The 14380-nt window shown below is 31.6% G+C and carries 16 protein-coding genes and 1 pseudogene; 6 read left to right on the top strand and 11 right to left on the bottom strand.

The window, feature by feature from the left end; translation table 11 throughout:
* Nucleotides 1–7: 7 nt before the first annotated feature.
* The 3 genes from ACU8YW_RS11620 to catA all read right to left on the bottom strand — a co-directional run bounded on the left by ACU8YW_RS11620 (nucleotide 8) and on the right by catA (nucleotide 2471).
* Nucleotides 8–520 carry a GNAT family N-acetyltransferase gene (locus ACU8YW_RS11620; protein ID WP_088063334.1) on the bottom strand — a complete coding sequence of 171 codons (513 nt, stop codon included), beginning with the start codon at nucleotides 518–520 and terminating at the stop codon, nucleotides 8–10.
* Nucleotides 521–672: 152 nt separating this feature from the next.
* Nucleotides 673–1599, bottom strand: coding sequence for a GNAT family N-acetyltransferase (locus ACU8YW_RS11615; protein WP_088063333.1), 927 nt, complete (start codon nucleotides 1597–1599; stop codon nucleotides 673–675).
* A 221-nt stretch (nucleotides 1600–1820) separates the two neighbouring features.
* Nucleotides 1821–2471, bottom strand: a complete 651-nt coding sequence (gene catA, locus ACU8YW_RS11610) for a type A chloramphenicol O-acetyltransferase (protein ID WP_088063332.1) — start codon at nucleotides 2469–2471, stop codon at nucleotides 1821–1823.
* Nucleotides 2472–2656: 185 nt separating this feature from the next.
* Between catA and ACU8YW_RS11605 the strand changes: the two genes are divergently transcribed.
* Nucleotides 2657–2839: a DUF4021 domain-containing protein gene (locus tag ACU8YW_RS11605; RefSeq protein ID WP_000998381.1), complete on the top strand. Its 183-nt coding sequence runs from the start codon at nucleotides 2657–2659 to the stop codon at nucleotides 2837–2839.
* A 47-nt stretch (nucleotides 2840–2886) separates the two neighbouring features.
* Here ACU8YW_RS11605 and ACU8YW_RS11600 read toward each other — a convergent pair whose 3' ends face one another.
* Nucleotides 2887–5118, bottom strand: a complete 2232-nt coding sequence (locus ACU8YW_RS11600; protein ID WP_426933684.1) for an MMPL family transporter — start codon at nucleotides 5116–5118, stop codon at nucleotides 2887–2889.
* Between the two features lie 116 nt (nucleotides 5119–5234).
* Between ACU8YW_RS11600 and ACU8YW_RS11595 the strand changes: the two genes are divergently transcribed.
* Nucleotides 5235–5858, top strand: coding sequence for a TetR/AcrR family transcriptional regulator (locus ACU8YW_RS11595; protein ID WP_426933812.1), 624 nt, complete (start codon nucleotides 5235–5237; stop codon nucleotides 5856–5858).
* A gap of 124 nt (nucleotides 5859–5982) precedes the next feature.
* Here ACU8YW_RS11595 and ACU8YW_RS11590 read toward each other — a convergent pair.
* Both ACU8YW_RS11590 and ACU8YW_RS11585 read right to left on the bottom strand, forming a co-directional pair.
* Nucleotides 5983–6584, bottom strand: a pseudogene (locus ACU8YW_RS11590) (MBL fold metallo-hydrolase).
* A gap of 269 nt (nucleotides 6585–6853) precedes the next feature.
* Nucleotides 6854–7261 (bottom strand): GNAT family N-acetyltransferase, encoded by a 408-nt coding sequence (locus tag ACU8YW_RS11585; protein ID WP_088609712.1) that lies wholly within the window; start codon nucleotides 7259–7261, stop codon nucleotides 6854–6856.
* 530 nt (nucleotides 7262–7791) lie between these two features.
* On the opposite strand from ACU8YW_RS11585, the gene ACU8YW_RS11580 reads away from it, so the two are divergent.
* Nucleotides 7792–8232, top strand: coding sequence for a MarR family winged helix-turn-helix transcriptional regulator (locus tag ACU8YW_RS11580; protein WP_088609711.1), 441 nt, complete (start codon nucleotides 7792–7794; stop codon nucleotides 8230–8232).
* A gap of 37 nt (nucleotides 8233–8269) precedes the next feature.
* A complete protein-coding gene (locus ACU8YW_RS11575) occupies nucleotides 8270–9094 on the top strand; it encodes a class I SAM-dependent methyltransferase (RefSeq protein WP_199695662.1) in 825 nt (274 codons plus the stop codon).
* A gap of 117 nt (nucleotides 9095–9211) precedes the next feature.
* On the opposite strand, the gene ACU8YW_RS11570 is transcribed toward ACU8YW_RS11575, so the two are convergent.
* From ACU8YW_RS11570 to ACU8YW_RS11555, 4 genes are all read right to left on the bottom strand, one after another.
* The gene (locus tag ACU8YW_RS11570) at nucleotides 9212–9682 is read right to left on the bottom strand and encodes a DMT family transporter (RefSeq protein ID WP_088609709.1); all 471 of its coding nucleotides are present in this window, start codon (nucleotides 9680–9682) and stop codon (nucleotides 9212–9214) included.
* Nucleotides 9683–9698: 16 nt separating this feature from the next.
* On the bottom strand, nucleotides 9699–10394 hold the full coding sequence (locus ACU8YW_RS11565; protein WP_149214001.1) for a Crp/Fnr family transcriptional regulator: 696 nt from the start codon (nucleotides 10392–10394) through the stop codon (nucleotides 9699–9701).
* Between the two features lie 19 nt (nucleotides 10395–10413).
* Complete coding sequence (locus ACU8YW_RS11560; RefSeq protein WP_060488717.1) at nucleotides 10414–10839, bottom strand: DMT family transporter; 426 nt, start codon at nucleotides 10837–10839, stop codon at nucleotides 10414–10416.
* Nucleotides 10840–11019: 180 nt separating this feature from the next.
* Complete coding sequence (locus ACU8YW_RS11555; RefSeq protein ID WP_088063326.1) at nucleotides 11020–11505, bottom strand: DUF2798 domain-containing protein; 486 nt, start codon at nucleotides 11503–11505, stop codon at nucleotides 11020–11022.
* 212 nt (nucleotides 11506–11717) lie between these two features.
* On the opposite strand from ACU8YW_RS11555, the gene ACU8YW_RS11550 reads away from it, so the two are divergent.
* A complete protein-coding gene (locus ACU8YW_RS11550) occupies nucleotides 11718–12320 on the top strand; it encodes a DUF2441 domain-containing protein (protein WP_088609707.1) in 603 nt (200 codons plus the stop codon).
* 33 nt (nucleotides 12321–12353) lie between these two features.
* Complete coding sequence (locus ACU8YW_RS11545) at nucleotides 12354–13295, top strand: nucleoside hydrolase (RefSeq protein WP_142293542.1); 942 nt, start codon at nucleotides 12354–12356, stop codon at nucleotides 13293–13295.
* A 163-nt stretch (nucleotides 13296–13458) separates the two neighbouring features.
* Here ACU8YW_RS11545 and ACU8YW_RS11540 read toward each other — a convergent pair whose 3' ends face one another.
* A complete protein-coding gene (locus tag ACU8YW_RS11540) occupies nucleotides 13459–14325 on the bottom strand; it encodes an MBL fold metallo-hydrolase (protein ID WP_088609705.1) in 867 nt (288 codons plus the stop codon).
* Nucleotides 14326–14380 lie beyond the last annotated feature (55 nt).

The raw sequence follows: 14380 nt of genomic DNA, 5'->3' as shown, positions 1-14380 counted from the left end.
CTTTTCACTATTCATTATGTACAATTAAACCATCAGGTCTAAAACGACTCATCATAATTTCATTAATAAACTTTCCGTGAGCCTTCAAATTCCCTACTTTTATTCCCTCTTCTACAAATCCAAATTTTTCATATAGCGATTTCGCTTTCGGATTCGTTTCTAAAACACCAAGCTCTACTCGCTCTAACATTAACCAATTATCAGCTAAATCAAGCATTTTTGTAAGAAGTGTTTTCCCAATGCCTTTATTATGATATTCACTATCTACCCCCATAAACAAATCCCCCGAGTGAGATCTACGTCCTGGGCTTTGGGTTAATCCAACAAATCCAACAACTTTTCCATCATACTCTGCAACAAATTCAAATTGATTTGGCGCTAAATTACGAATTCTATTTTCCATCGCATCTACACGCATACTAGGTAAGAAAACCATATAAGGTAATACATCATCTTGTATGCATATACGATGAATTGCTCTAGCATCTTGTATTTCTACCGCTCTTAGTTTGATCTCCATATTTTCTCCCCTCCATATTCATAACAATACATTATTCATTCTAGACCCCCGGGTGAAACCCCTTCTCTTCTATATTTCTTTATGTTATTTTTACATAATCATTTCAGTATAACATCCAATTTTTGAACAGCTTATCCTTATCTACAATTTAGTTAACTTTTTACTCTATTATATAACTCCAGCAGATTTTCAATTGGAATACCATTTATTTTCATACCAGTTATATCACAATTTTCTATTTCCATATTTTTCAGATTACTATTACTTATCGCACTACCTTCCAAATCACATCTATTAAATGAAATAGGATGTTTACCTTCTCCAAGGTTTGTATCTTTAAAATGAACTCCACCTAAAGTCACAAAAGAAAATTTACTACCGGAAAGATTTAAATCGGCATATAAAGAACTTTTAAAATTTATATTTCTAAACTTTGATTGACTCACATTACAATTACTCATCTTCATATTCATCATATTGCTACCAACAAAGGAACTGTTTTTTAAATTCACTTGATAATACTCTGTATTTGCTAGATTACAGTTTTCATATTGGCTATTTTTCATATCATTATTTTTAATCAGGTTCTCTTTAGCTGACTCTACAGTTATTCTTTTTACATAACAATACTCATCTTCAGATTTAAAAATTATTTCATAGCCCATTTTTTCATAAAAATGATGATTATTAAGTTGTCTACTGGATGTTTCGAGATCCCAAACCCTTATGCTTGGATATTCCACTTCAATTGATTTAATAACATGTGATCCAATTCCTTTTCCTTGATAATCAGGATCTACAAAAATACGATCAATTCGACCGTATGACTTACCAGAAATCGTAACTATAATTCCTCCGATTATTTTGTCATCCACTATTACCTTAAAAGAATCCAGTTCTTCGATTGAATATCTCATCATTTCAACTGAAGAATAGCCTGGTGGTTGGATGTTATAGTCAATGACATCACCTTGACCGCATAGCCATCGTTTTGCTTCTTCATCAAATGTTCTTGTCATTATTTCTGTTAACTTTTCAGCATCTAAAATTGTAGCTTTTTCTATAGATATTATTATCATTTTTGTTTTCTCCTTCATTGTTACAAGATAATAAGTTTTGCGAACCGTATAGTTATAAAATAAAGAAAATTAAAATTAATAACTTCATTTACTATTAAACTACAAATAAACCTATATTTTCCACTGTTACTTAGCATTAATGAATAAAAAAGAGACCATGCTATATAAACATGTTCTCCTCTTTTATTCATTTTCAATTGTGTATAATTAAAAATTAGATATTACTTTAGCCACTCGTTGCAACTATTACTTAACTCCTGTAAATCCTCTATAAATCGACTCGCATGATATCCATCACAAACCGAATGATGAATTTGTAATGAAACTGGTAGCATAACCTTATTTTCTTCATTAAAATATTTCCCACAAGTTATAATTGGTAATAGAAAATCACCATCATTATTAATATTAAGATTAAATCCAGTAAAACTAGCCCAAGGTATGCTAGAAATAGGAAAAACATTTGGCGGAACATTTTCTTTTGTGAAGAGACCATGAACACCAGCATAGCACCTCATATCCTCTTCATAGTTTTTATAGAAAATGTGAAAATCATTAGAATAATCCGTCCATATACTTGAAAAAGATTTATCATCTTTATGGAAGATTGTATAACTTGGTATCATTTCCTCCCAATATCCTAAAACTCCTTCATCGTTAAAACATGTTCGAAATTCTTTATGATTATTTATTACTCTAGAAATTAAATATATAAAAACGGGATAAAATTTTATTCCTTTTTGATGTAATTCCTTTAATAACCTCGTAATATCAACATTCACAGTCATACTAAACGTACATTTCAACTTTAAATAATGTTCAAAATACTGCTCTCTATTCCAATTTTCTCTGTCAATTATATAAAACTTCATTGTAATAGCCTCCTAAAATTTTTTTATTTTAGAAGGCTAACTTTCTTGTTTTCACCAAACCTGTTCACTCCTAATAGTTAAAGTTTTTATTTAATTATATAACATCTACAAAAATTCATTCACATATTTATTGAAATCCAACCACATACTATTAATAAATCAACTGACGTTTGGAGGATTCAAACATGAATGACAAAAATGTAAATAAAAAAGATAATGCTATCGCAAACAATACACCTATTCAAAATAATAATACTGTAAACCTTAATGTAGAAGAACAAGCAATGAACGGCTTATATGGAATGCCAGAAACTGCTATTGAAGATGCTGATCATGCTGTAACTGATGATTTGACTTCAAAAAATTAATAAAATACATAGAAGAAAGCCAAGGAAAATATCCTTGGCTTTCTTAACTATGCATCCACCTTTTGTACTTCTTCACTCTTTCTTGAAAGCTTTCCTGGCCAAAAAGCAAAGCGACCTAGAACAACTGTAATTGCTGGTACAAGTAATGGTCTAACAATAAATGTATCTAGTAGTACACCAATTGCAGTTACAATACCAAATTGAACAAGAACTTGAATTGGAAGTGTACCTAACACTGCAAAAGTTCCTGCTAAAATTAAACCTGCGGATGTAATGACACTACCTGTTTGTATAACGCCATTTTTTATAGCATCCAAGTGATTTTGTGTCTTTCTGTTTTTCCATATTTCTGAAACCATAAAGATATTATAATCTTCACCTAAAGCAACCAGAAATACGAATGCATACAACGGTATCGCACCTTGAATGGCCGGCGCTCCCATACCATAATGAAGCAATAGCCACCCTGCTCCTAGTGCCGAGAAGAACGATAATACAACAGTTACAATTAAATAAATCATCGCGACAATTGATCGTAAGTAAACAAGTAATAATAAAGCTATAATACTAATCATTACTGGAATGATTACTGCTTCATCACGTTCCGTAATTTGCTTTGTATCATATAATGATGCTGTTTCTCCGCCAATCCATAGTTGATCTTCTGCATTACTAATCCCAGCATCTTTTAATACTTTTTCTACACTACTTTTCAATTTAGGGATTTGATCTAACGCTTCAATTGAGTATGGATTTTCAGCTAAAGAAACCTCATACATTTGTATTTGCTTATTTTCTTTACCCTCTTTTGGGTCTTTTACTGTATTTACAAAAGAAAATCCCTCTAGTTCTTCTTTAATAGGAAGCTCTTTTCCTTTCGTATCAACAACAACTTTTACTGGTGCTAGTTCTCCAGCTGAAAAATGATCACTAATTAACGTAAACCCTTCACGTGAAGGCATATCTTTTGGAAACGATTCTAATAAGTCATATGTGTATTGAATACGTGGTACAAATGAAGCCAATCCACCTAAAACAAATACAGTGAGCATAATTATTGTCCACGGTCTTCGTACTACGACATCTCCAAGTTTTTTACTAAAAGCACCTTTTGATTTTTTAACTTTTACAACTTTCTTTTTCTTTCTTACCCATTCCTCATTCATTGAAGTTGTTCTCGGTATAAATGGGAAGAATGCAGTTCTACCGAAAATTAATAATAACGCTGGTAAAATTGTTAAAGCAGCAATTCCCATTATGAATACAGCAACACTAAATGGTACCGCAAATCGATGAAAGGCACCGTAATGAGCGAGTAATAATGTTCCTAATCCAAGTACAACAGTTAACGCACTCATTATAATTGCTCCGCCAGAAGCTTTAATTGCAAGTTGCAATGCTTTATATTTACTTTCTTCCTCTAGCAAGTACTCCCTATATCTCGAAATTAAAAATAGACAATAGTCCGTTCCAGCACCAAACAATAATACTGTCATAATTGATATCGCTTGGGCATCTACTTTAATCCATCCGTGATCAGCTAAAAAACCAAGTGTAGGACTAATAATACCGTATGCAAAGCCCACAACAAGTAAAGGTAAAATTGCTAAAATTGGTGAACGATACAGTAAAATTAATAAGACTAATACGAGTAGTACAGTAGCAACTAACAGCTTCACATCAGCTTGACTAAATAAGCTAACCGCATCAGTTTGAATACCTACAGGTCCAGATAATCGAACATGTAAACCAGATTCACTTATTTTTTGTTTAAATGGATCTTCCTTCACCTTACTATTTACTATCTTTCTTAAATCTTCAAGATTTCCTTTTAATATATCTGTTCCGGCAGATTTATTAAAGAATACCGGTGTGACAAATGATGTACCATCTTTTGATGCGCTTTTTGATAATACTTGTTCTGGTATTGTATCAAATGGTGGTAACGTTGATTGTTCTTTTAAAGGACTGGCCTTTAATTCTTTATAAACGTCTTGTATGAGTTTATAATCCTGTGACTGTAATCCATCATCTTTATACCATACTACTAATAAAGGATTCCCTGCATTATTCGGAAACTCTTTTTTCATAAGTGCTTCCGCTTGCTGCGACATAGCTGTTTCAGGTAAATTTTTCGGATTCGGTTCTTTTGTACTATTTACTTGTGGTAACGTAAATGAAAGTAATAATGTAATAAGAATCCATACTGATAAAGTTATCCATTGTGTATGCTTCCCTGCTACAAGCCTCCCTAACATATGTAACGGGTGCTTTTTCATAAAAACCCACCTTCCTTTTTTCTTCCACTATTAATTATATATACTGGTCGGTTAATTAATCAAGAATGAATAAAAATTTGTGTTATAATTATCTCAACAATACATGTCAGGAGCGAATAGATTTGGAACAAAAACAACGTCCTCTCGGAAGGCCTCGTCAAAATAAAAATACAAAATCTACAAAAGAAACCATTTTGGAAGTGGCAACTCGGCTATTTCTTACTCAAAATTATCAAGTCGTTTCCATGGATGAAGTCGCAAAAGTTTGTGGTGTTACGAAAGCAACCGTCTACTATTACTATTCAACAAAAGCAGATTTATTTACCGCTACTATGATTCAAATGATGATACGTATACGCGAAAATATGTCTCAAATCCTTTCTACAAATAAGACTTTAAAAGAAAGATTATTGGACTTCGCTAAAGTCTACTTACACGCAACGATGGATATTGATATGAAGAATTTTATGAAAGATGCAAAACTATCATTATCTGAAGAACAATTGAAAGAATTAAAAGACGCTGAAGACAACATGTATGAAGTATTAGAAAAAGCACTCGATAACGCAATGCAAATTGGAGAAATCCCAAAAGGAAATGCTACATTTGCTGCTTACGCTTTCGTTTCTTTATTATCAATGGGAAATTTTAAGGATGAGAGCCATAATGATATTCCTTCAAATATAGATAACTTAGCAAAAAAAATCGTTTCTTTTTATTGGAACGGGTTAGGTCATTAATATTAAATAGATTTTCTTGAATAAAAGAGCATGTTTGAATTTTTTTCAAACATGCTCTTTTATTTATTTACTATTAATTAGATTATACTTCAGCTCAGTTTAACAAAAAATTCCTCTTCAACTTTTACAAATTTTGAATTTGAATCTTTATATTCTCCTTACTTAATCCCCCATGGTAACAAACTACCGATTCAATATCAAGATTTGAATACCTCTTCAAAGACTGCTGTGCTTCCTTAACATTTAAAGTAGTTAGGACGTGAATTCCTCCTAACTTTCCATTCACACTATATATAGAATCTCCTGCAATAAGGGTTTTACTTTGTTTCAAATATAAACTAATATGACCTGGAGTGTGTCCTGGGGTATGTAGAATTAGTATCCCACCGCAATACGGAAGTTCTTGCCCATCAATCACAGTATTACTCACTTTTCCTTTTGGTGGATTCTCGACTTTTCCATCTTTCAATAAAGGTAAATTTCCCTCAATATATGGCTTATCTAACTCGTGCGCATAAACTTTAATATTACTTCCACAGCGTTGCAATAACTCTGGAAGACTACCTATATGATCTATATCCTGATGCGTCAAAATCACGACTTTTAACTTATCAAATGATACCCCAACCTTTTCCATCCCTACTTGTATATCTTCAAATTGTCCAGGAAAACCAGTATCTATTAAAACTGCCATTTCATCTCTCATAAAAGAATTGGGTGAATAATAAAGTGAAACTTTAATCAGTGGGGGTTTTCTTCATCCCCAACTGATTATTAGTTGAACCAATCGGACTTTTATGGGCAGTTGATCCCCCACCTAAATTCTTTGCTTTCGTTGAATTTTGAGGTGGGGGTCTTACTGCCCATTAAAGCGGGATAAATTCTTGAAACTCAAGTTGTAACATTTCTACCCCTTTAGCAATCTCCATATAGCAATTCTCCTTTATACTGAAGTTTGAAGATATGTACGAATAAACTGGAAATATAAAGCTCCACTATCTTATAATGTGTTTTGTCATTCCAACAGAAAATGCCTCAAACCCCATAGATTCATAATAAGATTGCAATTTTTCCACACACATAAGTTGAGGAATTACCTTGTTTTGTTCGCAGTGATGGATTAATCGTTCTACTATTTCTTTTCCAATACCAATGGACTGATACTCTGGTAATACACAAACACCACAAATAACGCCTGTTATCACGCCATCTGATATAATACGCCCCATCCCTACTAGCTTCTTATCATCAAAAGCATACATTGCATACCAACTTTGTTTACACATTTGTTCTAACTCGTTAACCGTTAATTGAAGAGAATTCCATCCTAAAGATTCATATACAGTTAATAATCCATTGAAATTTGTTGGGTGTTCCATTGTATAATTTATACTGTTATTCATGTAAATACTCCTTATTTTCTCGTTTGTTTTTATTTCATACAATTATCTTTAATATGAAATTAATTTATACAAACTTCCCTAAGAACAATATAATTCCTTCTTAACATAAAATAAAAAGAAGTTATCTCACTTAAGATAACTTCTTTTTTATAAGACTCTCATTATATTATCAACCAAAAATTATACAACTGCATACGATAAGCACAAACAGAACTAATAAACCATTTGAGAAATACCCCATAGAATACTACCCCTTTATTTCATTATGTTAAAGATTTTATCATAAAATTATTTACAACATAATAACTGAAAAAGACATTGCATGCATTAGTTATATGTATTTAGTAATATTCCCTTTCCGGTCATACTCTCCTCTCCTAAAAGCATCTCTCATACTCTTCTATTTCAATTCATATAATTTTAAAAATAAATCATAGTAAACATTAATTTACTATGATGGATTAAATCACTTGTTTTACCATTAAAATAGTAATAAAATAATTACTAAATGCATAAAGGAAGCGAAAATGATGACCCAAAACGAATTATTAAACGAATACATGAATTTATTATTAAATATGTCAGGTACTTTCAAATTATTATCGGAAAAATCATCTGAATTTACACATATAGAGCAACACGTAGTGGAATATATCGCACAAAAAAAGGTGCCTGTAAATTTAAAAATGATTGCCAGTTATTTAAACATACCTAAACAACAATTAAGCGTAACAGTTCGTAATTTAGAACTAAATGGATACATTATAAAAAAACAAGATACGGTAGACAAAAGAGCTATATTAATCTCTCTAACAGAAAAGGCTGAAAAGGTACATTATGAGAGATGGAAACAAATATATAATAATTTCACTAATAATCTTGAGAAACTAAGTGAAGAAGATCAACGTGATTTAACTTACGGATTGTATAAAACAAATAAAATGCTCTCAAAAATGTTAAATAACGATTAAAAATATAAATAATTTTTTATTACACGGAGGATGTTTCATGGTTAAAGAAATAGATATTCATTCAGTACAAGGTACGATGCTTATTCCGCTATGGGGACGTGCCTATGGCAGTGAGAAAAATAAAGATATTTTAGATGATACGGAAGCAATTCGAATTATTAAAGAATGTGATTTTGACTTCTCAACAATAGCAAATACATTTGGTGAATACGGATGTATCACATACATTACTCGCGCACGAAAAATTGATGATACGATAAAAAAATTCATTATAAAACATCCAAATGCTACTATTGTAAATATCGGTTCTGGACTAGACACTACTTTTTCTAGAATTGATAACGGTACGATACATTGGTATAATCTTGATTTGCCCGATGCTATTTCATTTCGAAAAACATTAATTGAAGATACACCAAGAAACATGAGCATCGCTAAATCATTTTTTGATACTTCTTGGTTTGACGATATAAAATATGATCCAAACGACGGTATTCTTTTTATATCAGCTGGCGTGTTTTATTACTTTAAAGAAGAGGATTTGAAGAAAATCATAGTCGCTGTGTCAAAACGTTTTCCTGGAGGCGAATTATACTTTGACGCTGAATCAAAATTTGCACTGAACCTTTCAAATGCTACTGTAAAGAAATCCGGTAATAACGGCGCAATGATGCATTTTTATGTAAACAATCCAAAATCAATAGAAAAATGGTCTTCTACCATAAAAGTATTAAGCTGCTCTCCTTTCTTTAAAGATATACCTACAAATAAAGATTGGGATGGTAGTACGCGCATTATGATGCGAATTGTAAACTTAATAAAGATGTTAAAGTTTGTTCATGTGCGATTCAATAGAAAATAAGAAAAGAAGAAGATCTTAAGTTTACAAGGTCTTCTTCTTTTCTTATTTTTCAACTGCTTTAGTTACTGACTTATAATTGTATTGTATAGATGTAAACTCTTCACCAAAATATATTCACTACTTCTTATCCTCATTTATATGAATAGCTTTCTTACTCGAAAATAGATTTTTAAAAATTCCTACCCCTACAATTAATAGACCTATCCCAACTAATTTATTTATTTGCAATGGAATGCTCTCCATTCCAAACAATCCGAATGTATCAATACATAACGCAACAACTAATTGAGTAATAAGGCTAATTAACACCGTATACGCTGGACCTAAACTCTTTATTGCACCCATTATACAAATAATTAACCCGATGCCAAACAATCCACTTACATAAAACAAATAATTTGTAGTATACACTTTAATGCTAATACTGTTTTCTGTAATGATATAAAATAGAATAGAACTTATGAGACCTATTCCAAGAACACATGCTGTTGTTAACCACTGTCCTACACTTTCATTTACCTTTGCATTAAAAATAGATTGTAAACTAATTAATACGCCAGCTATTATAGCTAAACTAAATCCAATCATATTCCCTCTCCCCTATTCATTGCTCATATATATTATTTTTAGCAACTTCCTTCATTCTAAAAAAATCTTTAATTACAATAACACCATTTTTCTTTTCAATTAATTTTTCTTTATAAAATTTTTGTAACACCCGTATGACGTGCCTATAACTTACTCCTATAAAATCCGCAATACTTGATATCGAAGTTGCATCCAAATCTTTTTTATACATATTCCCGTTACTATCAGTAGAAATAGAAAGTAAATAACTAGCTACACGTACTTCTACTGGATAAAGTAAATTAAGTGCTGTAAAACGAGTCGATATTTTTAATGTGTTTGCAATGTTTTCAAGCAAGAAGTTCATAAATATAGGATCATGTAATAACTTATTTCTAATTACAGCATGAGAAATAGAGATGGCTATAACATCTGAACAAGCTTCAACGACATTATGCGCTTTGCTATTTTGTATTAATTCAATATCGCCAACAACCGCCAATGGATTGATAAAACGAAGGATCAGTTTCTTTCCCTCTGGTGTAATCGTATAAACTTTTACTTTACCTTTAACAACAAAATATAAACGATCCATTGCGTCATCTATATTGCAAATAAGCTCGCCTTTTTCAAAATGATTTACTTGAAAATAAGCTGTATCTATCTCTGAAAAAATTTCAAGCATTTTATTAGTTTTCAAATAATGGATAATTAAATCTGATCTATTCTCCATTTTCATTTCCTCCTTTCATTTACATATTAAATACAACAATACCTATAATCATTACTATTGTTCCCACAATATGATATCTCTCCATCTGTATCTTTTTTATTTGAAATAATCCCTTCATTTCAATTAGAGTTGCTGTTAATAATTGAGCAACCATAAGTGTTCCAGCTGTTAATGTAACTCCCATTGCATGTATCGCTACTGTTTCTGCACAAATAATTAATCCGCCAAGTGCACCAGCTACTAAATATATTTTTTTCACATCCTTTAAATCCGCTATTTTCTCTTCTTTCTTTAACAAAAATATTGTTGTTGCAATAATGAATCCAATTAAATGCGTAATAATACTTGTCGACCATATACCGATATGTGAACTAAGTTTTGCATTAAATGTACCTTGAAGTGTAATAAATACGCCAGCTAAAATAGCAAATACAACGCCTTTCAAAAAATCATCTCCTAATCTTCTATTTCTGACTTAATTAAAAGCTATAATCCTATAAAGGCAAAAGGACAAATGTCACATCAATATGAAAATAGCTACAAATGAACAATAAAAAACACAACTCAAAATATTTGAGATGTGTTTTTATTGTTTTATCGTTATATAATATTTTAATATTTATAACTACGCTATATTAACAGGTTTATTCTTCATAACAAACTTTCCAAATAAGAAACGCACAAGTGGCCCCATAATAATTAATTGTAATGGATACGCCAAAATGAAATTTTTAATGAAAATTGAAAAATACATCGATACAAATGAGTCTCCTTGTAGTCCACCATGTAAATACATCATAGCCATTCCGTAAAAAGACATAAAGAAAACCATTCCAATTACCATAGCTGTCGCCATCGCAACTATAATATTTATTTTCTTCGATTTATCAAACGGTAACATGAATACAAGTTTTTTCGTACAAGGTCCAACGATACATATTTCAATTAATAATGCAATAATGAATCCAATTATTAGTTCTAATGCGATCTCCTTAATATGAATTGGCCCTCCTGCTCCATTCAGTAATAAATTATAAAACGTCATTACAATAACCATCCCAAGGCACATCATCATACCAAATTGGAGGTTTTCCTTTCTTGTTGTTGGCAATTTCTATCATCCTTTCTGTTTAAGTCTTTGTCATTATATCGATTATGGAAACCTCTTCGTAAGTGAACATTTTGTGAACAAATTTAAAGCGTTATCATATATTCACTATACTTTCTGATCAAATTCTCACTCTTACTTATAAAGGTTTTATATATTTCAATGTTGAATTACTAAATTTAACATTGAAATACATTACTACTAGGAGGATAACCATGAATGACATAGAATTTTACGTATACCACATCGTTACAAGGGAAAAAATGAATATTGGACAAATAATTCATTTCGATAAAAATCAAACGAATACCCTCTTTCATTTCTTTTTTGAAAGGGAACATTTGAATTCTAACGGTGAAGATCCCATGCAAATTTTAAAAGAACATTATACAAATGAAGAATTACATATAAATAATGAAAATGCTAAAGTAGTTATGAATTATATGAATCAAACAATTAGAGCCGTTAGAGAAACGATTGTAGAAATGGTAAGACTACAAGAATTCCCTGAATACCCTTCAAGATTATCTTGTTTATATGCTGCAAAGAGCTATGAAGATACTTTAAAATGGAAAGCATTATTTGATTCTTACAATCGAGAAGTTTTGCAGATTGTTAAACTACGAGTAATTGGCAATTGTTTTGAAGGTGACGGAAATCTTTTACCGAAAGAAGATGGTATTCCTTTCTCTCAAAAAATTGAACAAGCAAGAGAGTATTGGAAAGGAAACGTTAGTAATGAACTTCCTGAGTTACTGATCAATGGAAAAATTGAAGTGGTGGAAATTATTGATGATTTTTCCGCAATTCATATTTAATTCCTAACTAAATCATATAGGATGGAGATTATAATGATGAAAAAAGTGTACTTCAATCATGATGGTGGTGTAGATGATTTAATTTCATTATTTTTATTACTCCAGATGGATAATGTCAAACTTACAGGTGTTTCAGTTATCCCTGCAGATTGCTATTTAGAACCAGCAATGTCTGCAAGTCGCAAAATTATTGATCGCTTCGGCAAAGGAAATATTGAAGTAGCCGCATCAAATTCCCGTGCAAAAAATCCATTTCCAAAAGAGTGGCGGATGCATGCATTTTATGTAGATGCTTTACCCATTTTAAATGAGTCTGGAAAAGTTGTAACACCCGTAGCAGAAAAACCTGCACATCATCATTTAATTGAAACCCTACTACAAACTGAAGAGAAAACAACTTTATTATTTACAGGGCCTCTTACCGATTTAGCGCGTGCACTATATGAAGCACCTGTAATCGAGGGGAAAATTGAGCGCCTTGTTTGGATGGGAGGAACATTTCGTACTGCCGGCAATGTACATGAACCAGAACATGATGGAACGGCTGAGTGGAATTCGTTTTGGGATCCTGAAGCAGTAGCTCGTGTGTGGGAATCAAAAATTAAAATCGACTTAGTAACGCTAGAAAGTACAAACCAAGTTCCATTAACTATAGACATACGTGAAAGTTGGGCAAAAGAGCGTAAATATATTGGTGTTGATTTTCTTGGTCAATGCTATGCAATGGTTCCTCCCCTCGTTCATTTCTCAACTAACTCTACTTACTATTTGTGGGATGTATTGACTGCTGCCTTTATCGGGAAATCTGACCTTGCAAAATTACAAACAATTAATAGTATTATTCATACATATGGACCTAGCCAGGGGCGTACAGTGGAAACTGTTGACGGACGACCTGTAAATGTAGTATATGATGTAAACCACAATGGATTTTTTAACTATATAACTGAATTAGCGAAGAAAGCTTCCACTTGAACCACTATCTATATGAAAAATAAATAGAATGGCATTATTTTAGACGATAAACCCCATATTTAGAATTTGTTTGAAACTACATATTTAACTATTGAAAAGAGTATTGAATTAACTTTCAATACTCTTTTTATGCAGTTTAATTATATTTGATTAGTGTAGTGTCTTACTGATTATTCATTTCATAACCATTTACAAAAAACGTAATTGTTTCTAATTCATCTTCATTTAATTCTCTATTTACGTCTCGTTTATACGCTGTCTTTATGTTTTCTTCATCGCCTTTATGAATTTCTGTATAAGTTCCTACTGTTTTTAACAAATGCATTTCTTGTAAAAACTCATCCTGACTTATAGCTGTCCCATGAGAAAGAATATAAGTTTCAGCATCAAATGACTCCAACTCTTCTATTAATTTAAACGTTCGTTTCATCGAATAGTTCCACTTTGAAGAGAAGATATCTGCATATATACAGTCTCCTAAAAATAAAATCTTTTCTTCTTTCACGTAAATAACAACTGAATCATGTGCATGATCTCCGCCGACATGTTTTAACACGCATGTCACTTCACCAAGGTCTAATTCAATTTGATCCTGGAACGTTAAGGTCGGAGGAATAATTTTAATATTTCTCGCTTTTTCTTCAAACTCTTTTTTAATGCAATCTGCACAAAATGCAATTTCAGTCCCATCTTTTACGCGTGCGTCCAACGCTTCATCTGTCCATTCATAAGATACTAGTGGCTGCATTTCTTTCTTCGTTTCTGCATGCGCAATAGTTAATGCATCTTGTAGTACAGGCAACCCAAAAATATGATCCCAGTGCCAATGAGTTAATGCTACGAAATCAGGACTTGATACATTCTGTTCTTTTAGCATTTCTAAAAATAATTGTGCATGTTCTTCTGAATTTCCTGCATCAATCATTAAAGTTTTTTCTTGTCCAACGACCATTCCTAATATAGGTCTATCTGTTTCAGAAACAGGTGTCATATACCAAAATGAGTTTCCTATTTTTTTTATTTGCTGCATAATTAGTTCCTCCATTTACTACTATTCTCTTCAATTATTATCTGTAAAACCTTCA

The sequence above is a fragment of the Bacillus pretiosus genome, from assembly GCF_052947655.1.
The sequence above is the reverse complement of the archived record's forward strand: the minus strand, read 5'-3'. Positions and strand labels throughout refer to the sequence as shown.